We start from the raw sequence: 26,671 nt of genomic DNA, 5'->3' as shown, positions 1-26,671 counted from the left end.
GCAGTCTACGGCACGCGCGTGCGGTCTGCAGCGCTCAGTCGGGTTCGAGTTCGGCAAACCGCTCGGCCAGGAAGTCGAGCAGCGCGCGCACCGCGGGCAGCAGCCCGCGGCGCGACGCGAACACCGCGTGCACGATCTCGCGGCGCGGCGCCCAGTCCGGCAGCACGGTGACCAGTTCGCCGCGCGCGACTTCGTCGCGCACCATCATCGTCGGCAACTGCACGACCCCGACCCCCGCGACGGCCGCCGCGCGCAGCGCGAGCATGCCGCCCGTCACGAGGCGCGGCTGGTGATGGATTTCCGCGTGCGCGCCGTCGGGCCCGCGCAGCCGCCACACGTGGGTGGACTGCGGCACGCCGTGGTCGAGGCTCGGCAGGCGGGCGAGATCGGCGGGAACGGCCGGCGCGCCGCGCTCGCGCAGCAGCGCGGGGCTCGCGACGAGGCACTGGCCGCGCTCGGCCAGCACGCGCAGCGCGAGATCGCTGTCTTCGAGCGGCGGCGGGCGCACGCGGATCGCGACGTCGATTCCTTCGCCGACCACGTCGACGCGACGGTTGGTTGCTTCCAGATGAATGTCGACGCGTGGACACGCGGCCATGAACGCGGCAATCATCGTCCCGACCAGCGAATCGAGCAGCACGACCGGGCAACTGACCCGCACGATGCCGCGCGGCTCCTCGTGCAGCAGCGCGATCGCCTCGTCGGCCGCGTCGGCCTCGACGAGCATCGCGCGGCAATGCGCGTAGTACGTCTGGCCGACGTCGGTGACCGTGAAGCGGCGCGTCGAACGCTGGATCAGCCGCATCCCGAGCCGTGCCTCGAGCAGCGCGACGCGGCGGCTCAGTTTCGATTTCGGCATGTCCAGCGCACGCCCGGCCGGCGCGAAGCCGCCGTGTTCGACGACCTGCACGAAGTAGTAGAGATCGTTCAGATCCCGTGCTTTATCGTTCATGAAATAGAACGCTGAGTGCGATTTCGGCAGTCTACCGGATCGATCGTTCCACCACTATATTGCTACCCATGGATGCGAAACACGTGTTTCGCCGCAATTTGGAGAAGGGCCATGAAGAAGATCCAGGGTGTGTACAGTGCGCCGCGCGGACATTGGGTCGGCGACGGTTTCCCGGTGCGTTCGATGTTCAGCTACCAGTCCCACGGCGCGCACCTGAGCCCGTTCCTGCTGCTCGACTACGCCGGCCCCGCGACGTTCGAGCCGGGCTCGGTTTCGGCGCCGCGCGGGGTCGGCCAGCATCCGCACCGCGGGTTCGAAACGGCGACGATCGTCTATGACGGCGAAGTCGCGCACCGCGATTCGACCGGCGCGGGCGGCACGATCGGCCCGGGCGACGTGCAGTGGATGACGGCCGCGAGCGGGATCCTGCACGAGGAATTCCACTCGGAGGCGTTCACGAAGCGGGGCGGCCCGCTCGAGATGGTGCAGCTGTGGGTGAACCTGCCCGCCGCCGACAAGATGGGCGCGCCCGGCTATCAGACGCTGCTGAACGCGGACATTCCCGTGGTCGAGCTGCCGGACGGCGCCGGGCGTGCGCGGATCATTGCCGGCGAACTCGACGGGCGGCGCGGCCCGGCCCGCACGCACACGCCGATCGACGTGTGGGACGTGCGGCTCGTGGCCGGCGGCCACGCGCGGTTCCCGATCGCCGAAGGGCGCACGCTCGCGGTGGTCGTGCTGAGCGGCACCGTGCAGGTGAACGGCGAGACGGTCGCGCGCGAAGCGCAGTTCGTGCAACTCGGCCGTGACGGCAGCGACGTCGAGATCGAAGCGAACGGCGACGCGAAGCTGCTGATCCTGAGCGGCGAGCCGATCGACGAGCCGGTCGTCGGCTACGGTCCGTTCGTGATGAACTCGCAAGCGGAGATCCGTACCGCGATCGAGGACTTCAACGGCGGCCGCTTCGGCCAGATGCCGGCATGACAGTCGTGACGGCATGACGGACAGGCCCCGCGCAATGCGGGGCCTTTTTTTTCGCGCGCGGGCAGGCGGTCGTGCGCGACAGGCGCTTCGAGGCATAATCGACGGTTGTCGCGCGCCGGCCGGCGCGCCCGAATCAGGACCGTACATGAACGCATCCGCCGCATCCCCGAGCGCTGCCGATCTCGACTGGCGCTGGAAATCCTTCGACGCGCTGACGGCGCGCGAAGTCTATTCGATCCTCGAGGCGCGCAGCGCCGTGTTCGTCGTCGAGCAGAACTGCGTGTATCGCGATATCGACGATGCGGACCAGGCCGCATGGCACCTCGCCGCGTTCGATCCGGCCGGCCGCCTGGCCGGCTATCTGCGCGTGCTGCTGCCCGATGCGCAGCATACCGACGTGCGTATCGGCCGCGTGCTGACGACCGCCGCGTTTCGTGGTGCGGGCCTCGGCAACGGGCTGCTGTCGCGCGCGCTCGAGCACATCCGCGCGCAATGGCCGGATACGCCGGTGAGCCTGCACGCGCAGGCTCACTTGCAGCGTTTCTACGGGGCGTTCGGCTTCACGCCGAGTTCGGACGTGCATGACGAGGACGGCATCCCGCACGTGTGGATGAGCAGCGCGCGCGCATGACGCGCGGCGGTCAGTGCACGGCGCGGGGCACCGGCGGCTTGTCCGCGTGCCGCGCCGCGCGTTCGCCGATCAGGCGGCCGCGCGCGGAGAGCCGCAGCCAGTGCCGCAGCGCGATCAGCGCACCGATCACGCTCATCATCGAGCCGGGAATCCACAGCAGCAGCCCGCCGATCTGCTGATCGCGCAGCGGGCTCAGCCACGTGAAGGCACGGCCGCAGATCGAGTAGATCGGATACAACTCGTGCGGCGTGAAGAAGATCAGCGCGCCGAGCGCGATCTGCGGCGGGATCGCCGCGACGACGATCAGGATCCGGCGCCCCGGCGACAGCCGCGCGGGCGGCGCGGGCCGCGGATCGACGACGAGCCACCAGAACAGCAGCCCGTCGATCACCATGCTCCAGTTCATCACGCGATAGAGCCGCCAGTCGAGCATCGCGATGAAGTGGATCGGCGAGAGCAGCCAGAAATAGATCAGCCCGACGAACAGCACGACCGCGACGACCGGATGGAACACCACGTCGAGCGTGGCCCGGACGGGCGCCCACGCGAGCGCGGGGCGCACGAAGCGCTGTCGCCAGCGGAACGGGATGCCCGCGCGGATCGCCGCGCCCGGATACGACAGCGCGATGAAGAACGGCCCGAGGTGGTGCAGCACGAGATGCTGCGCGCGATGCATGAAGAACTCGTGCTCGAAGAAATAGTCGAGCCGCGTATGCAGCGCGATGTAGAGCGCCGTCAGCCCGAACCAGAACGAGAACTGCCGCAGCGGCGACACCTTCGCCTTCTTCACGCCGCGCGCGAACAGCACGGCCGCCGTCAGCACCGCGATGACGACCGTCGGCGACGGCTCCCACGGGTCGAGCCAGTACAGGAGGTTCATTGCGCGCGGATCACTTCGCCTGGGCCGGCGACTTCACGGCAAACGGTGCGTCGACTGTTTCGCCGTCGGAGAATTTCAGGCGCAGGTGCACGGTGTCGCCCGGCTTGATCGCGTGCTTCGGTTCCTCGAGCATGAAGTGATAGCCGCCCGGTGCGATGTCGACCTTGCCGCGCGCGGGGATCGTCAGCTTGTCGACCATTTCCATCTTCTGCGTCGAGCCGTTCGACACGGTCTGGTGCAGCATGGCCATCCCGTAGTCGGGGCTGTCGACGTCGACGAGATCGACCGGCTTGTCGCTCGTGTTCACGAGCGTCACGTAGCCGCCCGCGGGCAGCTTGTTCGGCAGCCAGCGCACCCACGCGCCCTGCGCGGTGATCGCGCCGGCGGCATAGGCCTGGGCGCCGGTGCACAGCGCGGCGAGGAGGGCGAACGTCTTGAGGGTCGTCTTCGTGTTCATGGCGGAATTCAGGTCGTGGAGGCGGTGTCGATGATCCGGCGCACATCGGCGGCGATGGCGTCGGGCGAATCGCGATCGGTCGCGAGCAGGCGCGCGCGGCCGGTTGCGTCGAAGATGTAGACGGCCGAGCTGTGCGTGACTTCGTAGCCGCCGGACGGATCGCGTTTTTCCATCTGGTACGCGACGCGATAGCGTTTCGCGAGCGATTCGATCTGGCCGTCGGTGCCGGTCAGGCCGCGCGCGTGCGCGGCGTCGAACGCGGCGACGTACGACTGCATCATCTGCGGCGTGTCGCGCGCGGGATCGACCGATACGAACAGGATGCGCACGTCGTTGGCCCGCGGGCCGAGCTTGCCGAGCACTTCCATCAGCCGCGCCATCGTTTCGGGGCAGACATCGGGGCAGTGCGTGTAACCGAAGTAGACGAGCGCGACGCGGCCGTGGAACGCATCGGCGTCAACGGGACGGCCGTCACCGCCCGTCAGCGTGAACGACAGGTCGGGCAGGTGGCCGGTGACGTTGGTCAGGTTCCAGCGCGGCTCGTCGTGCGTGCACGCGGCGAGCGTCACGGCGGCGGCGAGGGCCGCGGCCGTGCGGATGAGGCGGGGGAGGCGCCACGGCGGCGCGGGACGGGCAGACGACATCCTGGGGCTCGATCGGTCGGAAAAGTGGCCGGCCGGCGGTGATGCCAGGCGTCACGCGGCAGGCGGTTGCGACTGTAGCGCAATTCGCGCGCCCGCGTCCTTTCGAAACCCGTACGGGGCGAGCGAGCGGGGCAATATGTCGCAGTTGACGCAAGCGGCGGCGCGCGGCAGGCGACGCACCGGTTTCGCCCATCTCGGTGCGCAGGCGCGGTAAGATGCGCACAATTCCATTCGCGCAGCGGCGGCCCGTGGTTGCCGGCCGACCCTCAGACTATCGAATCGATGCAATCCGTTCCGGCTTCCCTGTCCCTGACCGATACCGCGTTCTTCTTCGACTTCGACGGCACGCTCGTCGAACTCGCGCCCACCCCCGACAGCATCCACGTTCCGCCGTCGCTGCTGACGCTGCTGGACGCGTTGCGCCGCCGCTCGCACGGGGCGGTCGCGATCGTGTCGGGGCGCGGTATCGACAACCTCGACACGTTCCTGCAGATGCCCGGCCTGCCGATCGCGGGCCTGCACGGGGCGGAGCGCCGCGATGCGAACGGCGACACGCAGCGCATCGGCTTCAACGACGAACGCCTGTTGCGCATCGAGCGCGAGCTTGCGGGTGTCGTCGACCGTCATCCGGGCATGCTGCTCGAAATCAAGGGCGCGGCCGTCGCGCTGCACTTTCGCAATGCGCCCGAGCGCGAGGCGGTCGCGCGCGAAGCGGCCGAGCGTCTCGTGGCCGACTATGCCGATGCATACGTGCTGCAGCCCGGCAAGATGGTGTTCGAGATCAAGCCGAAGGGCGTCGACAAGGGGCGTGCGCTGGCGGCGTTCCTCGATGAACCGCCGTTCGCGGGGCGCATGCCGCTGTTCGCGGGCGACGACCTGACCGACGAGAAGGGCTTCGCGGTGGTCAACGCGCGCGGCGGCCTGTCGATCAAGGTCGGCGCGGGCGAGACCTCGGCCCGCGCGCGGCTCGATTCGGTCGACGCGCTGCATGAGCAGATCGCGCGCTGGCTCGGCACGGGGCAGCCGCACGCATGAGCCGGCTCATCATCGTTTCAAACCGCGTCGCACCGATTTCGGAAGGCGAACCGGCGGCGGGCGGCCTGGCGATCGGCGTCTATGACGCGCTGAAGGAGACGGGCGGCATGTGGTTCGGCTGGAGCGGCGAGGTCGTCGCATCCGGCGCGCCGCAGCCGCAGATCCGCATCGAGGAGCGCGGGCCCGTGACGTTCGCGACCGTCGGGCTGTCGCGCCGCGATTACGACCAGTACTACCGGGGTTTCTCGAACGCCACGTTGTGGCCCGCGTTTCATTACCGTGCGGACCTGATCCAGTACGACCGCCACGAATTCGACGGCTATCGTCGCGTCAACGTGTGGCTCGCGCAGCAGCTCGTGCCGCTGCTGCAGGACGACGACGTGATCTGGGTGCACGACTATCACCTGATTCCGTTCGCGCGCGCGCTGCGCGAGGCCGGCGTGAAGAACCGGATCGGCTTCTTCCTGCATATCCCGTTTCCGGCCGCGCAGGTGCTCGTCAACGTGCCGCCGCATCGCGAACTCGTCGAGTCGCTGTGCGCGTTCGACCTGCTCGGCTTCCAGACCGAACCCGACTTGCGCGCGTTCTGCGACTACGTCGAGTTCGAGGCGGGGGGCGACGTCGAGCGCGACGGGCACAACACCGTGCGCGTGCGCGCGTTCGGCCAGACGCTGCGTGCGGCTGCCTATCCGATCGGCGTCTATCCGGACGAGATCGCGTCGCTCGCGCAGGCGGGCGAACACGGCAAGGCCGTGCGCACGCTCGCGACGTCGCTGCGCGGGCGGCAGCTGATCATGAGCGTCGACCGGCTCGATTATTCGAAGGGGCTCGTCGAGCGCTTCCGGGCATTCGAGAAGCTGCTCGAGCACCAGGCGTCGATCCGCAACCGCGTGTCGTTCCTGCAGATCGCGCCGTCGACGCGTGCGGACCTGCGCGCGTACCAGGATATCCGGCTGCAGCTCGAAGCGGAGTCGGGGCGCATCAACGGGCGCTACGCGGAGCTCGACTGGGCACCGATCCTCTACATTCACCGCCAGTACGACCGGCAGGTGCTGGCCGCGCTGTACCGGCTCGCGCGCGTGGGCTTCGTGACGCCGCTGCGCGACGGGATGAATCTGGTCGCGAAGGAATACGTGTCCGCACAGAATCCGGACGATCCGGGCGTGCTCGTGCTGTCGCGTTTCGCGGGCGCCGCGCGCGAGCTGACGGGCGCGCTGATCGTCAATCCGATCGACATCGACGGGATGGCCGATGCGCTGTCGCAGGCGCTGACGATGCCGCTCGCCGAGCGGCGCGCACGCTATACGGACATGATCGCGCAGCTGCGCGAGAACAACGTGTCGGTGTGGCGCGACAACTTCCTGCGCGACCTGCAGCACGCCTGACCGGCCGTTTCCGCGCCAATGAAAAAAGCCGCGGTGCGTGATGCACCGCGGCTTTTTTGTCGGCTGGCGGGGGCGCGTCAGGCCACGCGCTCGCCGGTCGGCGTGTTGCCGTCGTGCGCCGGGTGATGGCGGCCGTGCTGTTTCGCGAGCAGGTCGCGGTACAGGCCGGGGCGATTGCGCAGCACCTCGGGCGGGCCGTCGTCGATCACCTTGCCGTTGTTCATCACGATGATCCGGTCGAAGTTGCGCAGCGTCGACAGGCGGTGCGCGATCGCGATCACCGTGCGGCCGACCATCAGGCGGTCGAGCGCGCTCTGGATCGCTTCCTCGGACGCGCTGTCGAGCGCCGACGTCGCTTCGTCGAGCAGCAGGATCGGCGCGTTCTTCAGGATCGCGCGCGCGATCGCGATGCGCTGGCGCTGGCCGCCCGACAGCTTGACGCCGCGGTCGCCGACGATCGTGTCATAGCCTTCCGGCATCGCCTCGATGAACTCCGCGCAACGCGCGTCGCGCGCGGCGGCGAGCACTTCGTCGCGGGTCGCGTCGGGACGGCCGTACGCGATGTTGTCGTAGATCGTCCGGTGCAGCAGCGAGATGTCCTGCGGCACGAGCGCGATCGCATGGCGCAGGCTGTCCTGCGTGATCGCCTTCACGTCCTGGCCGTCGACCTTCACGACGCCGTCCTGCGTGTCGTAGAAGCGCTGCAGCAGCGCGAGCACGGTCGACTTGCCGGCGCCCGACTTGCCGATCAGGCCGACGCGCTGGCCCGGTTCGATATGGAGATCGAAGTGGTCGAGGATCGCGCGGCGGTGCGGATACGCGAACGTCACGCGCTCGAAGTCGACGCGGCCGCCCGTGGCCGCCAGCGGCTGCGCGTCGGAGCGGTCGGGCATCCCGTGCGGTTCGAGCAGCGTCTTCACGGCCTCGGACAAGCGCGCGACGTGCTGCGTGACGTCGACGAGCGCGACCGCGAGGTCGCGCGTGCCGTGCAGGATCGTGAAGCCGAGCGAACTGACGAGCACGATGTCGCCCGACGTCGCGCGGCCCTGGTCCCACAGCCACAGCGCCCAGCCGAGCAGGCCGGCGGACAGCATCGCGGTGATCACCGCGTGCAGCAGGCGCAGCTTTTCGAGATAGAGCAGGCTTTGCTGGCGCGCGTCCATCTCGGCCTTGACCGTCGCGCCGAAGCGCTTCTGCTCGCGCAGCGTCATCCCGAACGCGCGCACGAGGCCCATGTTGCCGATCACGTCGACGAGTTCGCCGTCGACCGCCGCGGCCTTCGCCGCGAACGCATGGTGACGGGCGGAGCCGCGGCCGGCGAGCTTGAACAGGATGATGGACAGCACGGCCGAACAGCCGAGCAGGCCGGCGGCCATCAGCGGATTGACGACGATGATCATCAGGATCGCGCCCATCACCGCGATGCACGGCGGCAGCACGTTCCACGCCATCGTGTTCTCGGACGTATACACCGCGTTCGACGTGGCCGTGATGCGGCTCGCGAGCGTGCCCGGCTGCTTCTCCGAGTAATACGTCGGCGAATGGCCGATCAGGTACTGGAACAGGTCGCGCCGCAGGTCGCCGGTCACGGCGACGAACGTGTGCGCGGCGACCCAGCCGCCGACGCGCCACAGCAGGTTGTCGGCCGCGATCAGCCCGACGAGCAGCGCGAACGCGCTCCACAGCGGACCCGGGTGATGGCGCCCGGTCGCGAGCACGTCGATCAGGTGCTTGATCGCATATTGCGAACCGAGCGCGCAGCCGACGGCGGCCAGCACGCTGAAGAGCACGATGAGGTGCGCGACGGGGTGGAGGCGGATGTAGCGGAACAGGAACGCGATCGGCCGGTGCGCGTAGCTCGACAGCTTCGCGTTGTGGGCGTTGCGCTGGGCAGGGGTGAGAGATTCCAAAATATGCGTGCGGTGATTCGGTGATTGAGCGTGGCGGCTGGATCGCATGCCGGCGTTCGCCCGGACTGAATAATCCGGCATTGTAAACAAGGCCGTGCGTCGCGCTGCGCGAATCTTGCCTTGGCCAGGGGCTCGCGGTCGATTTTGAGATAAAATCCGGCATCCCGTCCTGCCTCGTGTGCCGGAATCACGCTGCCGGCAGCCACGGGTGACGAGGATCGCCAAAGGGCCTTCCACTCTAGAACGGACACCCGAGTCCGCGGGTTGCAAAGTGTTGCGCCTTTGTAACAAAGTAAAGTGTTTGAAATGTTGTGCGCCGTATCGGGATTAACCCTAGATAATCGGCTCCGGGTTCGATTCCAGGTTTTTTTACGAACCCCTGTCAACGGGTCTTCGTTTCAAACGTTCTATGCCTGTCGCGTCGCCGACGCTCCTTGAGCAGCGCGGGTTCGACGCCCCCGGCAGGCTGATTCGTCCGATGGTTCGGATGAAAAGCATCCAGCCCGGACCGCCGGCAGGTTGCCGACCCATACCTGGTTTTTAGCCGATTTTTTAGGAGTTACGCATGCGAATCGCCCAAATCGCTCCGTTGCATGAAGCGGTACCCCCGAAACTGTACGGTGGTACCGAGCGAGTGGTGTCCTACCTCACCGAAGCACTCGTCGAGATGGGGCATGACGTCACGCTCTTCGCGAGCGGCGATTCGCAAACCTCCGCGAAGCTCGAAGCGTGCTGGCCGCAGGCGCTGCGCCTCGACCCGACGATCCGCGACGTGATGGCCCCGCACATGCTGCTCCTCGAGCAGGTGCGCCGCCGTGCGGAAGAGTTCGACGTCCTGCACTGCCACATCGACTACTACCCGTTCTCGCTGTTCTCGCGCCAGCCGGTCCCGCATCTGACGACGATGCACGGCCGTCTCGACCTGCCGGAACTGCAGCCGATCTTCAATGCATTCAGCGACGTGCCGGTCGTGTCGATCTCCGACAACCAGCGCATCCCGCTGCCGCAGGCGAACTGGCTGTCGACCGTCTACCACGGCCTGCCGGAAAACCTGCTGACGCCGATCCCGAACGTGAAGCCGAGCTACCTCGCGTTCCTGGGCCGCATCTCGCCGGAGAAGCGCGTCGACACGGCAATCCGCATCGCCGAGCAGGCCGGCCTGCCGATCAAGATCGCCGCGAAGCTCGACAAGGCCGATCGCGCGTACTACGAAGAGAAGATCAAGCCGCTGTTCGCGCTGCCGCACGTCGAGTACATCGGCGAAATCAGCGAAGCCGAGAAGACCGAATTCCTCGGCAATGCACATGCGCTGCTGTTCCCGATCGACTGGCCGGAGCCTTTCGGCCTGGTGATGATCGAGGCGATGGCGTGCGGTACGCCGGTGATCGCGTTCAAGCGCGGCTCGGTGCCGGAAGTGATCGACAACGGCGTGTCGGGCTTCGTCGTCGAAGACGAACTGTCGGCCGTCGCGGCGCTCAAGCGCCTCGATACGCTGCCGCGCGAGAAGGTTCGCGCCGCGTTCGAAGCACGTTTCTCGTCGAAGGTGATGGCGCAGAATTACGTGAAGGGCTACGAGGAACTGCTGCGCCAGAAGCGCCGCACGGTGCTCCGCGAAGTCAACGCAAGCTGATCGCGGGCCGCCGCCGCGCTGCGGCGCGCGGCCGTCATCGACGCCCCGTCCGGGTTTCCGGCGGGGCGTTGTCACATCCGCGGCGCGGATGTGTTGTATTCTCGCCGCGCCCGGCGCCGCGAACGCCCCCCGAAGCGCCCCGGCACGCCATCCGGCCGTCTGTCCAGACGGTAATGTCCCTATAATGGCCGTGCCGTGAAATCCGGCCCTGTACGAATATCAAGAGGAGAGCAGTCTTGGCGAGAACGAAAACCACGCGCGCAGCGCCGGCCCCCGGCGCCGGTGTGATCTTCGCGTTGCGCGCGATCGGTCTCGTGCTGCTCGCGCGCTGGCTGTTCTCGATGTCCCAGATGGGCTATCGCTCGTCGCTGTCCGCGATGGTGTCGTCGCCGTGGGCGTTCGTCTACCTCGTGCTGATCTTCCTGCTGCTCGCGCTGCCGGGCGCCGTCGCGCGCGCCGAGCGGCCGTTCCATCCGCTGCCGCAGTGGCTGCGTCAGGCGCTGCGCGTCTTCGCGCTGATCGGTTTCCTGTTCGCCGTCTGGTCGATCGGCGCGTTCACGTGGGCGGCCGGCTGGCGCCGCGCGCTGCATGCGGTGACGGCGACCAACGGCTGGCTCGTCGCCGCGCCGGCGCTTTACGCGGCCATCGTCTGGATCTGCCGCCCGCGGCCGCTGTGGCGCACCAACGTGGCCGCCCGCCGCTTCGCGGTCGGCCGGTATGCGATTTCACTCGACGTGCTGACGCGTACCGCGATCGTCTGGATGGAAAGCCGCAAGGTTGGCCAGTACGACGCGCGTGAGCTGTCGGTGCGCTGGCCGGGCCGCAAGGCTGCCGCGCCGGGCGAGCAGGGCGCGGCGGACGGGCAGCCGGCAGTCGTGCCGCCGCGTCGCGGCAGCCTGTTCAATCGGCCCAAGGTCGAACTGCTGTGGGATTCGCCGGCGGCCGTCGGCCACAACCGGCAGATCGTGATGCGCGCGCCGCTCGCGACCGAAGGCGACCGCGTCGCGGTGCTCGCGCTCGACGCGGCGCTCAAGCAGATCGTCTGACAGGGCGGGGACGGCACGGGCAACCGGGCGATCCGGGCGCCCGGTTCGTTCCGCGTTCAGCGCACGAGGCAGGGGCGCTTGTTGTTGAACGTCCACCCCGGAATCAGGTACTGCATGGCCGCCGCATCGTCGCGAGCGCCGAGGCCGTGCTGCTTGTACAGCTCGTGCGCGAGCGCGACCGCATCCATGTCGATGTCGATGCCCAGGCCCGGCCGCTTCGGCACCTCCACCAGCCCGTTCTCGATCTTCAGCGGCTCGCGCGTCAGCCGCTCGCCGTCCTGCCAGATCCAGTGCGTGTCGATCGCGGTGACCTGGCCCGGTGCGGCGGCCGCGACGTGCGTGAACATCGCGAGCGACACATCGAAGTGGTTGTTCGAATGCGAGCCCCACGTGAGACCCCAGTCGCGGCACATCTGCGCGACGCGCACCGAACCCTGCATCGTCCAGAAGTGCGGGTCGGCGAGCGGGATGTCGACGGCCTGCAGCTGCACCGCGTGGCCCATCTGCCGCCAGTCGGTCGCGATCATGTTGGTCGCCGTCGGCAGCCCCGTCGCGCGGCGGAATTCGGCCATCACCTCGCGGCCCGAGTAACCGTTCTCCGCGCCGCACGGATCTTCCGCATATGCGAGCACGTGATGCTGATCGCGGCACAGCCGCACGGCTTCGTCGAGCGACCAGGCGCCGTTCGGGTCGAGCGTCACGCGCGCGTCGGGGAAGCGTTCGGCGAGCGCCGTCACGGCCTCGATCTCGCTCGCGCCTTCGAACACGCCGCCCTTCAGCTTGAAGTCGTTGAAGCCGTAGCGTGCATGCGCGGCCTCGGCGAGCCGCACGACGGCCTCGGGTGTCAGCGCGGCTTCGTCGCGCACGCGCGTCCAGTCGTCGGTCGCGCCGCTGCCGTCGCGATAGGCGAGCGCGGTTTTCGTGCGGTCGCCGATGTAGAACAGGTAGCCGAGCATTTCGACACGGTCGCGCTGCTGGCCTTCGCCGAGCAGCGCGGCGACCGGCACGCCGAGATGCTGGCCGAGCAGGTCGAGCAGCGCGGCCTCGAGCGCGGTGACCGCGTGGATCGTCGTGCGCAGGTCGAAGGTCTGCAGCCCGCGGCCGCTTGCATCGCGATCGGCGAAGGTGCGCCGCACGTCGTTGAGCACCGCGTGGTAGTTGCCGACCGGCTGGCCGACGACGAGCGCGCGCGCATCGTCGAGCGTGCGGCGGATGCTTTCGCCGCCCGGCACCTCGCCGACGCCGGTTCGGCCCGCGCTGTCCTTCAGGATCACGAGGTTGCGGGTGAAGAACGGACCATGCGCGCCGCTCAGGTTGAGCAGCATGCTGTCGTGGCCGGCGACCGGAATCGCTTGCAGGTCGACGATGCGCGGCGTGTCGTGGGAAGGCGAGGCAGTGACGGCGTTCATGGGCGGCGATGGCAGAAGAGTAGGCAATGCCGTGCGGCAAAAGCTTTGCCGCGCGCGGCGGGAGGTGCGATCATTCGACAACCGACGTGCGCGGCGCGCAAGGCCCGCATGTCGACAGCAACCCGGAACGGGGGTGGGAGCGACAACGAGACCAGCGGAGCGCGGAACGCGAATGCTGGCCGATCGTCAGGCACGAGACCAGGCGGCGCTGAAGTGCCGGCCCTGAGTCGACAGGAGATCCGTGCACCGATCATCAGTCGTCGGATGACTTGTGACGCAGTATAATGAATCATCGGCTTTCGCTCAAACCCCGCGTAAACCCTCGGCTCACATTACGATCATTCAAAAAGGAACCGGCCTCATGTCCGTGCCCACGCTTCCCGCAGCGCCGCGCCGTCGCGCACGCAGCCTCGCACAAGATGTCGTCGACGCGCTGACCGCGCAGATCGAAAACGGCACGCTGCGTCCCGGCGACAAGCTGCCGACCGAAACCGAAGTCATGGCGGCGCAGGGCGTGAGCCGCACGGTCGTGCGCGAGGCGATCTCGCGGATGCAGGCGAGCGGCCTGATCGAGACGCGCCACGGCATCGGCAGCTTCGTGCTGGAGCCGTCGCGCCGCCAGACGCTCGGCATCGATCCCGCGACGATCACGACGCTGCGCGACGTGCTCGCGGTGCTGGAACTGCGCATCAGCCTCGAGAGCGAGTGCGCGAGCCTGGCCGCGCAACGCGCGAACGATGCCGACCTCGCCGCGCTGCGGCGCGCGCTCGACGCAATCGCGACGGGCGCGGGCGGCGGCCGCGATACCGCGCAGCTCGACTTCCAGTTTCACCTGCAGATCGCGCAATCGACCGGCAACCGCTATTTCGTCGACATCATGACGCAGCTCGGCACCTCGATCATCCCGCGCACACGCGTGAATTCGGCGCGCTTCGCCGGCGACGACCTCGAGCGCTACGTCGGCCGGCTGAACCACGAGCACGAGGACATCTACGAGGCGATCGCGCGCCACGACCCCGAAGCCGCGCGCGCCGCGATGCGCACGCACCTCACGAACAGCCGCGAGCGGCTGCGCCGCGCGCACGAGGCGGCCGAGGCCGAAGCCGGCTGACCGTCGCGTCGCGGGGCCCGCGTTGGCGTGGGCCCGGTCGAATCGCTTCAACATCAGTCGTCATACAAGATCGATGCGACGGCATCGATCCGCCCGGCCTGGCGGCGGGTTCGCCGCCAGGCCGCCTGCATGACCGATCAGCCTCCCTTGGTCACGATCGTCTTCCACGCGCCGCTCTTCACCTGGTAGAGCGTCGACATCCCGCTCTTCAGCGAACCGTCGTTCGCGAACGAGATGCGGCCGGTGACGCCTTCGAAGTCGATCTTCTTCAGCGCCGGGCGATAGACCTTCGGGTCGGTCGAGCCGGCCGCCTGCATCGCCTTGATCGCGGCCCACGCCGCGTCATAGCCGAACTGCGCATACGACAGCACGTCGACGCCGAAGCGCTTCTTGAAGCGCTGTTCGAAATCCTTCCCCTGCGGCAGCTCGTCGAGCGGCTGGCCGTATTCCCACGCCATCGCCCCTTCTGCGGCCGGACCGGCGATCTTGATGAACTCGTTGTCCTTCACGCCGCCGCCGCCGACGAACTGCGCGTTCAGCCCGAGCTGGCGCATCTGCTTGATGAAGTTCGCGGCGAGCGAATCGAGGCCGCCGAAGAAGATCAGGTCGGGGTTCTTGCCTTTCAGGCTCGTGATCTGCGCGCGGAAGTCGACGGCCTGGTTGCTGGTGAACTCGCGGCCGATGATGTTCCCGCCGGCGGCCTTCACGGCCTTCTCGAACTCGTCGGCCTCGCCCTGGCCGAACGCGGTGCGGTCGTCGATGATCGCGATGCGCTTCGCCTTCGTCACGTCGACCGCGTACTTGCCCGCGTTGCCGGCGTTCTGGCCGTCGGTCGCGATCACCATGAACATGTTCGCGAGCCCGCGCGACGTGAGTGTCGGGTTGGTCGCGGCCGGGTCGATCACCGGGATGCCGGCCTTGTCGTAGACGACCGATGCCGGAATCGTCGTCCCCGAGTTGAAGTGACCGACCACGACCGACACGTTCTGGTCGACGAGCGCCTGCGCGGCCTGCACGCCGATGCGCGGGTCGGCCTGATCGTCCTGCACGACGAGATTGAAGTGAGCCGGCTTGCCGGCGATCTGCACCTTCTGCGCGGCGGCATCGTCGAGCGCGAGCTGCACGCCGTTCTGCAGATCCTTGCCGTAGCCGGCGTTCACACCCGTGAGCGGTGCGGCGAAGCCGACCTTCACGTCGGTTGCGTCGGCAGCCTGGGCGGCCTGTTGCGAGAGGAGGGCCAGCGCGGATGCAATCGACACCGACAGCAGGGAATGACGGAATTTCATGTTGTTCCTCTTGTTCGACACCAGCGAGTGGGTACCGCGCGCGTCCGGGCGAGCCGGGCGCGTGCGACGGGCGGGCGGTTCGACCGCTTCTCGGAATCGGGCGGGGAGGTCGGCATCGCGATCTTCGGAACACGCCCCCGTCAGGCTCGGTGAAGAGCCCCGATTGTCTCGATATATAGGTCGCCGATATGCGCGGGTCTTGGCAATTTGCTGCGCATTCGATGCGGATTTGCGCATAGCTTCCGCGCGGGCAGGACCGGCCGGTATCGGGAGTTTCCCGTTGCGGACGGAAGGGGCGAAGAGGAGGGCAGGAGGAGGGGGCGAGACAAGGGCGCGAGACAAGGGCGCGGCACGGCCCGCCGGGGGCCGTGCCGCGCAAGCGATGCCGTCAGTCGGACAGCGCGTCCGATGCGGCCTCGGTGTCGTCGTGCGACGCGTGCGTGCGGATCAGCGGATCGCTGGTGCTCGGGCGGCCCGTTTCGACGTGGCCCGCGAAGCGGCGCAGGAAGCCGAGCAGCCGGCCGTCGCTGACGGTCAGGTCGTACCAGCCGTGGCTGCCGCGCAGATCCCAGTAGTCGTCGACGTGCGCGCCGGGCGCGAGGTCGAACGTGCGCGGGCGGCCATGACCATAGGCGTTCGTGACCTTGAGCCGCACGGCCTTGTGGCCGCGGTTCATCAGGCGCAGCGTGATGTTGCCGTTCGCGACGTCATAGCCGTAGATCACCTCGGGGTTCACGTTCGCGCTGCCCACGCCGGTCGCGAACGGGCCGCGGAAATGGCAGTAGAAGCCGTTCGGGCCGTACACGTCGAGGTCGTACAGGCTGAGCGATGCCGCCGCGCTCCACGTGTCGGCGACGCGTTTGCCGGCTTCGACCGTGTACGCCCACGGGCCGTCCAGGCGGTTGCGCGACTGGACCTGGAACGCGGCGCCCGCGCGGCCGGTGTTCGCGAAGGTCAGCCGGAACTGGCCGTTGACGGATTCGACGCGGCCGTGCACGAACAGCTCGTACGGCAGCGCGCGCGCCGGACGCAGCCCGGCCTCCTGCTTCGGCAGCTTCTGCAGCACCGGCGGCACCGGGATGTAGTCGGGATGGCGGTTGCGGTCGGGCGGCGCGTAGCCGCTCGTGTCGGGCAGCGTCGGCCAGCCGGCATCGGACGTCGCGAAGTCGAACGCGGCGGTCAGGTCGCCGCATACCGTACGGCGCCACGGCGACACGTTGGCGGCCGTGACCGGATATTGCGCGCCGAACCGTGCCTCGATGAATTGCAGCAGCGACGTGTGATCGAAGGTCTGCGAGCATACCCAGCCGCCCTTGGTCCACGGCGACACGACGAGCATCGGCACGCGCGGCCCGAGCCCGTAAGGGCCGGCCATGTGCGACGCGTCGCCGGCGAATGCCTCGTTGGTCGTCGCGACCGTCGACAGCCCGTTGTCGCGCGACTGCGGCGCGAACGGCGGCGGCACGTGGTCGAAGAAGCCGTCGTTTTCGTCGTACGTGATGAACAGCGCGGTCTTGCTCCACACGTCGGGATTCGACACGAGCGCCTTCAGCACCTGCTCGATGTACCACGCGCCGTAGTTCGCGGGCCAGTTCGGGTGCTCGGAATACGCTTCCGGCGCGCAGATCCACGACACCTGCGGCAGCGTGCCGTTCTTCACGTCCTGCTGCAGCACGTCGAACAGCGTGCCGCCCGCGCTGATGTTGGTGCCGGTGCGCGCCTTGTCGTACAGCGGCGTGCCGGGCAGCGCGGTGCGGTACTGGTTGAAGTAGAGCAGCGCGTTGTCGCCGTAGTTGCCGATGTACGGGTTCTGCGTCCAGCCCCACGAGCCGTTCGCGTCGAGGCCCGTACCGACGTCCTGGTAGATCTTCCACGACACGCCGGCCTGTTCGAGCACTTCCGGATAGGTCGTCCAGCCGTAGCCCTTTTCCTCGTTGCCGAGCACCGGGCCGCCGCCCGTGCCGTCGTTGCCGACGTAGCCCGTCCACATGTAGTAGCGGTTCGGGTCGGTCGAGCTCGGGATCGCGCAGTGGTAGGCATCGCAGATCGTGAACGCATCGGCGAGCTGGTAGTGGAACGGGATGTCGTCGCGCTTCAGGTACGCCATCGTCGTGGTGCCCTTGTTCGGCACCCACTGGTCGTAGCGGCCCTTGTTCCATGCGGCGTGCATGTCCTGCCAGCCGTGCGGCAGGTCCTGCAGGAACTGCAGGCCGAGCTTGTCGGCGCCCGGATGGAACGGCAGCAGTTCGGCCGGACCGACCGGCTGGTGGAACACCGACTTGCCGTTCGCGAGACGTAGCGGGCGCGGGTCGCCAAAACCGCGGACACCGCGCATCGTGCCGAAGTAATGGTCGAACGAACGGTTCTCCTGCATCAGGATCACGATGTGTTCGATGTCGCGGATCGTGCCGGTGCGGCGGTTCGCGGGAATCGCGAGCGCATCGCGGATCACGGGCGGAAACAGGTTCAGCGCGGCGGCGCCGGCAGTGCCGGCGGCGACGCGCAGGAAGTCACGACGGTTCGATCGGGTCATGGTCGTTATCGTGCGTTAAAGGGGGAAGCCGATTGGCGGGACCTGCTGGAAGGGCGCGCTCCGGGGCGCAGGATGCGGCTGCGCGGGTTCGTGCCGCCGCGAGCATAGCGAGAAATCGGTGTCATTCATGTGAAGTCCGGAAACGTTTGCAGGTGCGGTGAAACGACGGCGAAGCAGCATCGGGACACGGGGCGCCCGCGGTCGTGGCGCGGCAGGGGAAGCGGGCAAGCGGCGCAGGCGGCTCGCCGGTGAAGCGGAGCGGAGGGCGATGCGTCAGGCGTCGGTCACCCACGCGCCGAACCATTCGCTCGGGCGGGCGATCTCGTCCTGCGCGGCGACGAGTTCGAGTTCGTAGCGGCGCGCATCGTAGGTCGCCTTCACGACCGCATGCACGGCCGCGAGCGTGTGCTCGAACGCGGCGCGCACGGAGTCGCCACGCAGCCGGCGCGCGACGAAGATCGCGCTGGTCAGGTCGCCGACGCCGACCGGATGGCGCGGAAACGCGTACAGCGGGCGCTGGCCGATCCACGCTTCGGTTTCGGTGACGGCGAGCATGTTGAAACGGTCGGCCGGACTGTTACGGTCGTGCAGGTGCTTGACGAGGATGATCCGCGGGCCGCGGCGGATCAGCGCGCGGCACGCGTCGACGGCTTCGGCGACGGTTTCGATGCGCCGCCCGGCGAGCTTCTGCAGTTCGGTGTGATTCGGCGACATGCCGTCCGCGAGCGCCGGCACCTCCTGCACGATGAACTCCTCGACGCCGGGCTCGGGCCGGATGCCGCCCGTCTGGCCCATCGCGGGATCGCAGAAGTACCACGCGTCCGGATTCATCGCCTTCACCGAGCGCACGATCTCGACGGCCGCGCGTGCTTGCGGCGGCGACCCGAGGAAGCCGGACAGCACGGCGTCGCAGCGCTTGAGCGCGCCGATCGCGGCGATGCCGTCGACGAGCTGTTCCATCTTCGCGGCATCGATCGCGCTGCCGGCCCAATGGCCGTACTGCATGTGATTCGACAACTGGACGGTGTTGAGCGGCCAGACGTTGACGCCGAGGCGCTGCATCGGGAACACGGCCGCACTGTTGCCGGCATGTCCGTAGATGACGTGCGACTGAATGCTGAGGACGTTTTTCATGGGAATCGCCTGCACGCGTTTCAGGGTCACGTCACACGATACCCGAGTTCGTCGCACGCGCGGAAGTCGCGTGGCCCCGGAGTGTTGCGCGCCGTCGTCACGCGAGCGCGTAGAATCGCGGGGCGCGCGGCTGCCCGGCTGCCCGCGCGCGTCTCCAATCTCCGTGATCGCCATGCTTTCGATTTGCAAGATGTTGTCTGTTGCGCGCGCCGCCGCGCTCGGCGCGGCCGCCGCCGCCGTGTGCGCCATGCCTGCGGCGGCCGTTGCCGCACCGTCCGCGGGCAACGACGGGCCCGTGTACGGCCCGCGCCTGGAAGGGTTCACGTATCCGGCGCCTGTGCACCTGTATACGTTCGTGTCGCAGCGCGAAACCCTCGAGATGGCGTTTCTCGATGTCCAGCCCGCCCACCCGAACGGTCGCACCGTCGTGCTGCTGCACGGGAAGAACTTCTGCGCGGCCACCTGGGAGGACACGATCGGCGTGTTGAGCCGTGCCGGCTACCGCGTGATCGCGCCGGACCAGATCGGCTTCTGCAAGTCGTCGAAGCCCGAGCGCTATCAGTACACGTTCCAGCAACTCGCGCGCAACACGCATGCGCTGCTCGAATCGGTGGGCGTGAAGTCGGCGACGATCGTCGGTCATTCGACCGGCGGGATGCTCGCGATCCGCTATGCGCTGATGTATCCGAAGGCGACCGACCAGCTCGTGCTCGTGAACCCGATCGGCCTCGAGGACTGGAAGGCGCTCGGCGTGCCGCCGCTGTCGGTCGACTACTGGTATGCGCGCGAGCAGAAGACGACGGCCGACGGCATCCGCCGCTACGAGCAGGGCACGTACTACGCGGGCAAGTGGTCGCCGTCGTACGAGCGCTGGGTGCAGATGCTGGCCGGCATGTATCGCGGCGCCGGCCGCGATGCGGTCGCGTGGAATTCCGCGCTGATCTACGACATGATCCTCACGCAGCCGGTGGTCTATGAACTCGGCGCGATCCGCGTGCCGACGCTGCTGATGATCGGCGACAAGGACACGACCGCGATCGGCAAGGACGTCGCGCCGCCCGACGTGCATGCGAAGCTCGGCCGCTATCCGGAACTCGCGAAGCGCACGCAGGCCGCGATTCCCGGCGCGCAGCTCGTCGAATTCCCGGCGCTCGGACACGCGCCGCAGATCCAGGATCCGGACGCGTTCCACAAGGCGCTGCTCGACGGGCTGGAGGCCGTGCACCCGCAGTGACGCGGGGGCAGGGGCGCCGTCAGCGCGCCTCGTTCGCGAGCTCGTCGCGAATCTGCGCGGTCAGTTCGAACGAGCGCAGCCGCGCGGCGTGATCGTAGATCTGCGCGGTGACGATCAGCTCGTCGGCGCCGGTTTGCGCGATGCGATCGCGCAGCTTGTCGCGCACCGTGTCGCGCGAGCCGACCGCCGCGAACGACAGCGAATGCGCGACGGTCGCGAGCTCGAGCTCGTTTGCCTCGAGCACGTCGACGGGCGGCGGCAGCTTGCCCGGCGTGCCGCGCCGCAGGTTGATGAACTGCTGCTGCAGCGACGTGAACAGGCGCCGTGCCTCGTCGTCGGTCTCCGCCGCGAACACGTTGACGCCGACCATCGCGTGCGGCTTCGGCCACGCGGCCGACGGCCGGTACTGCGCGCGATAGATCTCGAGCGCACGCATCAGGTAGTCCGGCGCGAAGTGCGACGCGAATGCGAACGGCAGCCCGAGCATCGCGGCGAGCTGTGCACTGAACAGACTCGAACCGAGCAGCCATACCGGCACGTCGAGCCCCGCGCCGGGCACCGCGCGCACGCGCTGGCCGGGCACCGGCTCCGCGAAGTAGCGCTGCAGCTCGGCGACATCGTCCGGAAACGAGTCGGCGCTGCCGATCAGGTCGCGGCGCAGCGCGCGCGACGTGGTCTGGTCGGTGCCGGGCGCGCGGCCGAGGCCGAGGTCGATGCGCCCCGGATACAGCGAGGCGAGCGTGCCGAACTGCTCGGCGATCACGAGCGGCGCGTGATTCGGCAGCATGATGCCGCCCGAGCCGACCCGGATCGTTCGCGTGGCGCCCGCGACGTGGCCGATCACGACCGCGGTGGCCGCGCTCGCGATGCCCGGCATGTTGTGATGCTCGGCCAGCCAGTAGCGCCGGTAGCCCCAGCGCTCCGCATGCTGCGCGAGATCGACGGTGTTGCGGAACGCCTGCGAGGCGTCGGTGCCGGCCGGAATGGGGGCGAGATCGAGTACGGAAAACGGTGTCATCGGGTGGCCTTCGAATGAGGGGCGCGGTGATGCGCTTATGCAACAAATGCCAAGGATTTTGCCAAAGGGTTCCGGAACGTGCTGGCGGCGCGCCGATACCCATGCGCCTTACAGGGGTGCAGGGGCGTCGTTCTTGATCGTTGCAGAAATCAACCTAATCGCCGATTAATTACCAATCTTTACGGCGATTGGCGGTGAATCCGCATCGACGTACAAATTTGCACGAAACGTCTGATTTTCAAGACTGCAATACGCCTGCAAAGTGCTTACGCTAACGTGAACGTGGCTGTACCGATAAGGTTCGTCGTCCGCTCAGCTTTGCCGGAATTGCACTAGTCCGTTTCTCGTCGTGCCACGCGCGGGGGGCTGCGGACTGCTAAAATCCGGCGCCTGCCCATGTTGTGCCGATGGTAGCCAGTCGAGTCTTCCCGCATCCCCTTCCGGGCATTGCGCGGAGAGATGCCACGCGAAACCGGGCATGGCCGCACCCGAACAACGGGGCGCGCCTCCCCCATTACAGACGCTGCTGGAACAAGGAGTCGGGTCGTGCCCGCGTTCGTCGTCGCCGGAATACCGCATCACGCTCAATCGCGCTCAAGCGTTCTCCATGGCGTTCAGGCTGCCGGGAGGCGTTGCGCATGACGCCAACCGCAACACTGCTCGACTGGCTCCTGATCGCCTTCACGCTGGCCGCGGCCGGCTATGCGCTCGTCGCGGCCTTCGCGCCGCGGCCGCGCACGCCACGCACCGCCGCGCGCGACGGTTTCGAGCCGGTCAGCGTGCTCAAGCCGCTGTGCGGCGCGGAGCCGCACCTGTACGAAAACCTCGCGACGTTCTGCGAGCAGCGCCACCCGCGTCATGAGGTGCTGTTCGGGGTCGCGTCGCCGGCCGATCCGGCGATTGCCGTCGTCGAGCGGCTGCGCGCCGACTATCCCGAGTGCGACATCACGCTGGTGGTCGACGCGCGCGTGCACGGCAAGAACCTGAAGGTCAGCAACCTGATCAATCTCGCCGCGCGCGCGAAATACGACCGCATCGTGATCGCCGACAGCGACATCGCGGTACAGCCCGACTATCTGGAGCGCGTGACGGCGCCGCTCGCCGACGTGTCGGTCGGGGTCGTCACGTGTCTGTATCATGCGCGCAGCGTCGGCGGCTTCTGGACGCGGATCGGCGCACAGTTCGTCGACGCGTGGTTCGCGCCGTCGGTGCGGATCACGCACCTCGGCCGCTCGAGCCGCTTCGGCTTCGGCGCGACGCTCGCGCTGACGCGCGACACACTCGACCGGATCGGCGGCTTGTTCGCGCTGAAGGACGAGCTGGCCGACGATTTCTGGCTGGCGGAATTGCCGAGGCGCCTCGGGCGGCGCACAGTACTGTCGGAGGTCGAGGTCGCGACCGACGTGATCGAGCCGTCGTTCGGGCCGTTGTGGCACCGCGAAACGCGCTGGCTGCGCACGATCCGTTCGCTGAACCCGGCCGGCTTCGCGTTCCTGTTCATTACGTTTACGGTGCCGTGGCTCGCGATCGGCGCGGCGCTCGCGCTGCGCCTCGACGGCACCTTCGCCGGCACGCTGGCGGGCGGCGCAGCCGTGGTCGGCGCATTCGGGCGGCTCGTGCTGCACGCGCGCGGCGAAGAGGGCTGGCGCGCGTTCTGGCGCGACCTGCCGCTTGTCGCGGTGCGCGACACGCTGCTCGCGCTCGAATGGCTCGCGGCCGTGTTCGGCACGCACGTCGTGTGGCGCGGCGCAAGGATGACGGTCGTCGGCGGCGAACGCGCGACGGCGGCGGTGGAAGCAGTGGACGGCCATTAGGACCGTCGATCGAACCCGGCCCGAGGGCCGAGACGCGCTGCACGGCGACGCCGCGCGGCGCGACATGACAGAGAGGCGGGCGCCGGCACGGCGGCCCGCGGTTTTTTGACTGAATCGTTGCAACGAAACGAACTATGCAGGCTACCGGAGCATTCATGAAAACGCTGTTCTTGCAGGCCCCTTCGTATGACGGCTTCGACGGCGGAGCCGGCTCGCGCTATCAGGCGAAGCGCGAAATCCGTTCCTTCTGGTATCCGACCTGGCTCGCGCAGCCGGCCGCGCTCGTGCCGGGCAGCCGTGTCGTCGATGCACCGGCCGACGGCCTGTCGGTCGAGGAAACGCTGAAGATCGCCAACGACTACGACCTCGTGATCATTCACACGAGCACGCCGTCGTTCCCGACCGACGCGATGTTCGCGCAGGATCTCAAGAAGATGAAGCCGTCGATGCTGGTCGGCATGGTGGGCGCGAAGGTGATGGTCGATCCGCACAACTCGCTCACGGCGAGCGACGCAATCGACTTCGTGTGCCGCGAGGAATTCGACTACACGTGCAAGGAGCTCGCCGAAGGCAAGCCGTTCCCCGAGATCAAGGGCCTGAGCTGGCGCGCGAAGGACGGCTCGATCGAGCACAACGAAGCGCGTCCGATCCTCGAGAACATGGACGAGCTGCCGTTCGTCGCGCCCGTCTACAAGCGCGACCTGAAGATCGACAACTACTTCATCGGCTACCTGAACTATCCGTACGTGTCGATCTACACGGGCCGCGGCTGCAAGTCGCGCTGCACGTTCTGCCTGTGGCCGCAGACGGTCAGCGGCCATCGCTACCGCACGCGCTCGGTCGAGAACGTGCTCGCGGAAGCGAAGTGGATCCGCGACAACATGCCGGAAGTGAAGGAACTGATGTTCGACGACGACACCTTCACCGACGACCTGCCGCGCGCCGAAGCCATCGCCATCGGCCTGGGCAAGCTCGGCATCACGTGGTCGTGCAACGCGAAGGCCAACGTGCCGTACAAGACGCTGAAGGTCATGAAGGAAAACGGCCTGCGTCTGCTGCTGGTCGGCTTCGAATCCGGCGACGACCAGATCCTCGTGAACATCAAGAAGGGCGTGCGCACCGATTTCGCGCGCCGCTTCAGCGCGGACTGCAAGAAGCTCGGCATCAAGATCCACGGCACCTTCATCCTCGGCCTGCCGGGCGAGACGCAGGAAACCATCAAGAAGACGATCGAGTACGCGAAGGAAATCAATCCGCACACGATCCAGGTCTCGCTCGCCGCGCCGTATCCGGGCACGACGCTCTACAAGCAGGCCGTCGAAAACGGCTGGATGGAAGAGAACAAGACGATCAACCTGGTGAGCAAGGAAGGCGTGCAGCTCGCGGCGATCGGCTACGCGCACCTGTCGCGCGACGAGATCTATCACCACCTCGAGCAGTTCTATCGCGAGTTCTATTTCCGCCCGTCGAAGATCTGGGAGATCGTGCGCGAGATGCTGACGAGCTGGGACATGATGAAGCGCCGCCTGCGCGAAGGCGTCGAGTTCTTCCGCTTCCTGCGCGCGCACGAGGCGTAATCCGTGGCGACGCAGCGGGCGGCGCGGGCGCTGATCTTCACCGCGGACGATTTCGGGCTGCACCCGCGCGTCAACGCGGCGGTCGAGCGCGCGCATCGCGACGGCGTGCTGAATGCCGCGAGCCTGATGGTCGGTGCGCCCGCGGCGCGGGATGCGATCGACCGCGCGCGGCGGCTGCCGTCGCTCGCGGTCGGCCTGCACCTGGTGCTCGCGGACGGGCCGGCCACGCTGCCCGCGCATGACATTCCCGCGCTCGTCGGGCCCGACGGGCGGTTCGGCGACGCGATGGCGAAGGACGGCTGTCGCTTTTTCTTCCTGCCGCACGTTCGCGCGCAACTGCGCCGCGAGATCCGGGCGCAGTTCGACGCGTTCGCGGCGAGCGGCCTGCCGCTCGATCACGTGAACGCGCACAAGCATTTCCACCTGCATCCGACCGTGCTGTCGATGATCATCGAGATCGGCCGCGACTACGGGTTGCGCGCGGTGCGGTTGCCGTACGAGACGAGCGCGCCCGCGCTGCTCAAGCCGTGGATCGCGCTCGTGCGCGCGCGGCTCGACCGCGCCGGGCTCGCGCACAACGACTACGTGGTCGGGATCGCGCAGACGGGCGCGATGGACGAGGCCGTGCTGCTCGACGCGCTCGCGACGCTGCCGCCGGGCGTCGGCGAGATCTACTGCCATCCGGCCGAGGCCGGCGACGGCCCGATCACGCCGACGATGGCCGGCTACCGTCCGGTCGACGAACTCGACGCGCTGCTGTCGCCGCGCGTGGCGGCCGCGCTGAAGGCGGCGGGCGTCGCGACCGGCGGCTTTGCCGACGTCTTCGGCCAGCCCGCGGCACGTCGCGGCGCGCAGGCGGCGCGCGCACCGGGAGCGCAGCCGTCATGAGCAAGTGGATCAAGTGGCTCGGCTGGCCGATCGGCATCAGCATCCTGCTCGCGCTGGGGCTGCACGAAGGCGTCGGCGACGTGTCGCAGATGCTCGCGCGCGCCGGCTATGCGCTGCTGTGGCTCGTGCCGTTCCATGGGCTGCCGCTGCTGCTCGATGCGTACGCGTGGCACCTGCTGCTCGACCGGCGCAGTTCGCTGCCGTTCCTGTGGTGGATCGCGACCGTGCGCGAGGCCGTGAACCGGCTGCTGCCGGTGGTCGGGATCGGCGGCGAGATCGTCGGCATCCGGCTCGCGCGCTGGCAGGTGCCCGATGCGAGCCGTGTCACCGCATCGGTGATCGTCGAAGTGCTCGTGACGATCGTCGTCCAGTATGCCTTCGCGGCGCTCGGCCTCGTGCTGCTGCTCGCGACGACGGACAACATGGGCGGCGGCACGATCGGTCTCGCGCTGCTGCTGACGCTGCCGTTGCCGGTGCTCGGCGTCGTGCTGATGCGGCGCGGCGGCGTCTTCCACGCGATCGAGCGTTTCGCGGGGCGCCTGCTCGGCGATTCGCACCGGCTGCTGCAGGGCGTCGACGGGCGCCGGCTCGACGCCGACATCGACGCGCTGATGTCGCGCACGGGCCTGCTGTTCAGCGCATTCTTCTGGCAACTGGCCGGCTATGTGCTCGGCGCGCTCGAGATCTACTGGGCGCTCGCGTTGCTCGGCCATCCGGTGTCGGTCGGCGGCGCGATCGCGATCGAGGCGATGACGCAGGCCGTGCGGCATGCGGCGTTCATGGTGCCGGGCGGGCTCGGCGTGCAGGAGGCGACCGTCGTGCTGCTCGCGCAGATGTTCGGCGTCGACCGCGAGACGGCGCTGTCGCTCGCGGTGGTCAAGCGCGGCCGCGAGGTGCTGTTCGGCTGCCTGGCGCTCGGCTCGTGGCAGCTTGCCGAGCTTGTGCGTACGCGCCGCCGCATCGGTGCGCCGCCGGCCGCGCCGCGCGCGGCGCAGGCGGGCCGCGTGACCGAAGCCGAGACGGAAACCGAAACGACGCATTGAACAGGAGACGGGCCGTGCGCCCGTCTCGCGCTTTTGGCGTCGCACGGGTATCCTTGCCGCGTGTTTTCTC

The 26,671-nt window shown here is 68.3% G+C and carries 22 protein-coding genes; 12 read left to right on the top strand and 10 right to left on the bottom strand.

The genetic code is table 11. The annotated features are described in order from the left end of the window. Positions 1 to 34 precede the first annotated feature (34 nt). Entirely contained in the window at positions 35 to 952 is a 918-nt protein-coding gene (locus HWX00_RS05940; RefSeq protein WP_124609129.1) for a LysR family transcriptional regulator, read from the bottom strand. A gap of 111 nt (positions 953 to 1,063) precedes the next feature. Here HWX00_RS05940 and HWX00_RS05935 point away from each other — a divergent pair, with 111 nt between their 5' ends. Continuing rightward, on the top strand, positions 1,064 to 1,936 hold the full coding sequence (locus tag HWX00_RS05935) for a pirin family protein (protein WP_175027830.1): 873 nt from the start codon (positions 1,064 to 1,066) through the stop codon (positions 1,934 to 1,936). A 145-nt stretch (positions 1,937 to 2,081) separates the two neighbouring features. Further along, a complete protein-coding gene (locus HWX00_RS05930; protein ID WP_034186526.1) occupies positions 2,082 to 2,567 on the top strand; it encodes a GNAT family N-acetyltransferase in 486 nt (161 codons plus the stop codon). Between the two features lie 10 nt (positions 2,568 to 2,577). On the opposite strand, the gene HWX00_RS05925 is transcribed toward HWX00_RS05930, so the two are convergent. Genes HWX00_RS05925 through HWX00_RS05915 form a run of 3 tightly spaced genes read right to left on the bottom strand, consistent with a single transcriptional unit; the run spans position 2,578 to position 4,548 of the window. Continuing rightward, entirely contained in the window at positions 2,578 to 3,447 is an 870-nt protein-coding gene (locus HWX00_RS05925; RefSeq protein WP_034186527.1) for a cytochrome c oxidase assembly protein, read from the bottom strand. A gap of 10 nt (positions 3,448 to 3,457) precedes the next feature. Then, entirely contained in the window at positions 3,458 to 3,904 is a 447-nt protein-coding gene (locus tag HWX00_RS05920) for a copper chaperone PCu(A)C (RefSeq protein WP_034186528.1), read from the bottom strand. Positions 3,905 to 3,912: 8 nt separating this feature from the next. Then, a complete protein-coding gene (locus HWX00_RS05915; RefSeq protein WP_124670451.1) occupies positions 3,913 to 4,548 on the bottom strand; it encodes an SCO family protein in 636 nt (211 codons plus the stop codon). Between the two features lie 282 nt (positions 4,549 to 4,830). Between HWX00_RS05915 and otsB the strand changes: the two genes are divergently transcribed. Beyond that, positions 4,831 to 5,583, top strand: a complete 753-nt coding sequence (gene otsB / locus HWX00_RS05910) for a trehalose-phosphatase (protein ID WP_034186530.1) — start codon at positions 4,831 to 4,833, stop codon at positions 5,581 to 5,583. Then, positions 5,580 to 6,968, top strand: a complete 1,389-nt coding sequence (otsA, locus tag HWX00_RS05905; protein WP_034186531.1) for an alpha,alpha-trehalose-phosphate synthase (UDP-forming) — start codon at positions 5,580 to 5,582, stop codon at positions 6,966 to 6,968. Before otsB ends, otsA begins: the two co-directional genes overlap by 4 nt. A gap of 77 nt (positions 6,969 to 7,045) precedes the next feature. Here the strand turns inward: otsA and HWX00_RS05900 are convergent, their stop codons facing one another. Beyond that, entirely contained in the window at positions 7,046 to 8,878 is a 1,833-nt protein-coding gene (locus HWX00_RS05900; protein WP_034186532.1) for an ABC transporter ATP-binding protein, read from the bottom strand. Between the two features lie 565 nt (positions 8,879 to 9,443). Here HWX00_RS05900 and HWX00_RS05895 point away from each other — a divergent pair. Next, a complete protein-coding gene (locus tag HWX00_RS05895) occupies positions 9,444 to 10,508 on the top strand; it encodes a glycosyltransferase family 4 protein (RefSeq protein ID WP_034186533.1) in 1,065 nt (354 codons plus the stop codon). Between the two features lie 236 nt (positions 10,509 to 10,744). Then, positions 10,745 to 11,554, top strand: coding sequence for a hypothetical protein (locus HWX00_RS05890; protein WP_034186534.1), 810 nt, complete (start codon positions 10,745 to 10,747; stop codon positions 11,552 to 11,554). A gap of 56 nt (positions 11,555 to 11,610) precedes the next feature. On the opposite strand, the gene gudD is transcribed toward HWX00_RS05890, so the two are convergent. Continuing rightward, positions 11,611 to 12,963, bottom strand: a complete 1,353-nt coding sequence (gudD, locus tag HWX00_RS05885) for a glucarate dehydratase (protein ID WP_034186535.1) — start codon at positions 12,961 to 12,963, stop codon at positions 11,611 to 11,613. Positions 12,964 to 13,324: 361 nt separating this feature from the next. Between gudD and HWX00_RS05880 the strand changes: the two genes are divergently transcribed. Continuing rightward, complete coding sequence (locus HWX00_RS05880; RefSeq protein WP_059560683.1) at positions 13,325 to 14,074, top strand: FadR/GntR family transcriptional regulator; 750 nt, start codon at positions 13,325 to 13,327, stop codon at positions 14,072 to 14,074. Positions 14,075 to 14,211: 137 nt separating this feature from the next. On the opposite strand, the gene HWX00_RS05875 is transcribed toward HWX00_RS05880, so the two are convergent. The 3 genes from HWX00_RS05875 to pdxY all read right to left on the bottom strand — a co-directional run bounded on the left by HWX00_RS05875 (position 14,212) and on the right by pdxY (position 19,027). Then, positions 14,212 to 15,360, bottom strand: coding sequence for a branched-chain amino acid ABC transporter substrate-binding protein (locus HWX00_RS05875; RefSeq protein ID WP_034186537.1), 1,149 nt, complete (start codon positions 15,358 to 15,360; stop codon positions 14,212 to 14,214). Between the two features lie 388 nt (positions 15,361 to 15,748). Beyond that, entirely contained in the window at positions 15,749 to 17,893 is a 2,145-nt protein-coding gene (locus tag HWX00_RS05870; protein WP_175027831.1) for a phosphocholine-specific phospholipase C, read from the bottom strand. Positions 17,894 to 18,166: 273 nt separating this feature from the next. Further along, positions 18,167 to 19,027 (bottom strand): pyridoxal kinase PdxY, encoded by an 861-nt coding sequence (gene pdxY, locus HWX00_RS05865; protein ID WP_034186753.1) that lies wholly within the window; start codon positions 19,025 to 19,027, stop codon positions 18,167 to 18,169. Positions 19,028 to 19,199: 172 nt separating this feature from the next. Here pdxY and HWX00_RS05860 point away from each other — a divergent pair, with 172 nt between their 5' ends. Further along, entirely contained in the window at positions 19,200 to 20,261 is a 1,062-nt protein-coding gene (locus HWX00_RS05860; RefSeq protein ID WP_034186539.1) for an alpha/beta fold hydrolase, read from the top strand. A 19-nt stretch (positions 20,262 to 20,280) separates the two neighbouring features. Here the strand turns inward: HWX00_RS05860 and HWX00_RS05855 are convergent, their stop codons facing one another. Continuing rightward, positions 20,281 to 21,279, bottom strand: a complete 999-nt coding sequence (locus tag HWX00_RS05855; RefSeq protein WP_124670446.1) for an LLM class flavin-dependent oxidoreductase — start codon at positions 21,277 to 21,279, stop codon at positions 20,281 to 20,283. A gap of 638 nt (positions 21,280 to 21,917) precedes the next feature. Between HWX00_RS05855 and hpnI the strand changes: the two genes are divergently transcribed. From hpnI to HWX00_RS05835, 4 genes are all read left to right on the top strand, one after another. Beyond that, positions 21,918 to 23,093, top strand: coding sequence for a bacteriohopanetetrol glucosamine biosynthesis glycosyltransferase HpnI (hpnI, locus tag HWX00_RS05850; RefSeq protein ID WP_034186541.1), 1,176 nt, complete (start codon positions 21,918 to 21,920; stop codon positions 23,091 to 23,093). A 134-nt stretch (positions 23,094 to 23,227) separates the two neighbouring features. Further along, positions 23,228 to 24,670, top strand: a complete 1,443-nt coding sequence (gene hpnJ, locus HWX00_RS05845) for a hopanoid biosynthesis associated radical SAM protein HpnJ (RefSeq protein WP_376698784.1) — start codon at positions 23,228 to 23,230, stop codon at positions 24,668 to 24,670. 3 nt (positions 24,671 to 24,673) lie between these two features. Further along, positions 24,674 to 25,558, top strand: a complete 885-nt coding sequence (gene hpnK, locus HWX00_RS05840) for a hopanoid biosynthesis-associated protein HpnK (RefSeq protein ID WP_175027832.1) — start codon at positions 24,674 to 24,676, stop codon at positions 25,556 to 25,558. Further along, on the top strand, positions 25,555 to 26,601 hold the full coding sequence (locus HWX00_RS05835; RefSeq protein ID WP_175027833.1) for a lysylphosphatidylglycerol synthase domain-containing protein: 1,047 nt from the start codon (positions 25,555 to 25,557) through the stop codon (positions 26,599 to 26,601). The genes hpnK and HWX00_RS05835 overlap by 4 nt, the downstream gene beginning before the upstream one ends. The last annotated feature ends 70 nt before the right edge of the window (positions 26,602 to 26,671 follow it).

The organism is Burkholderia seminalis DSM 23518 (assembly GCF_902832885.1).
GTDB classification, from domain to species: Bacteria; Pseudomonadota; Gammaproteobacteria; order Burkholderiales; family Burkholderiaceae; genus Burkholderia; species Burkholderia seminalis.
Note: the sequence above shows the minus strand (reverse complement) of the source record. Positions and strands in the feature narration are given on the sequence as shown.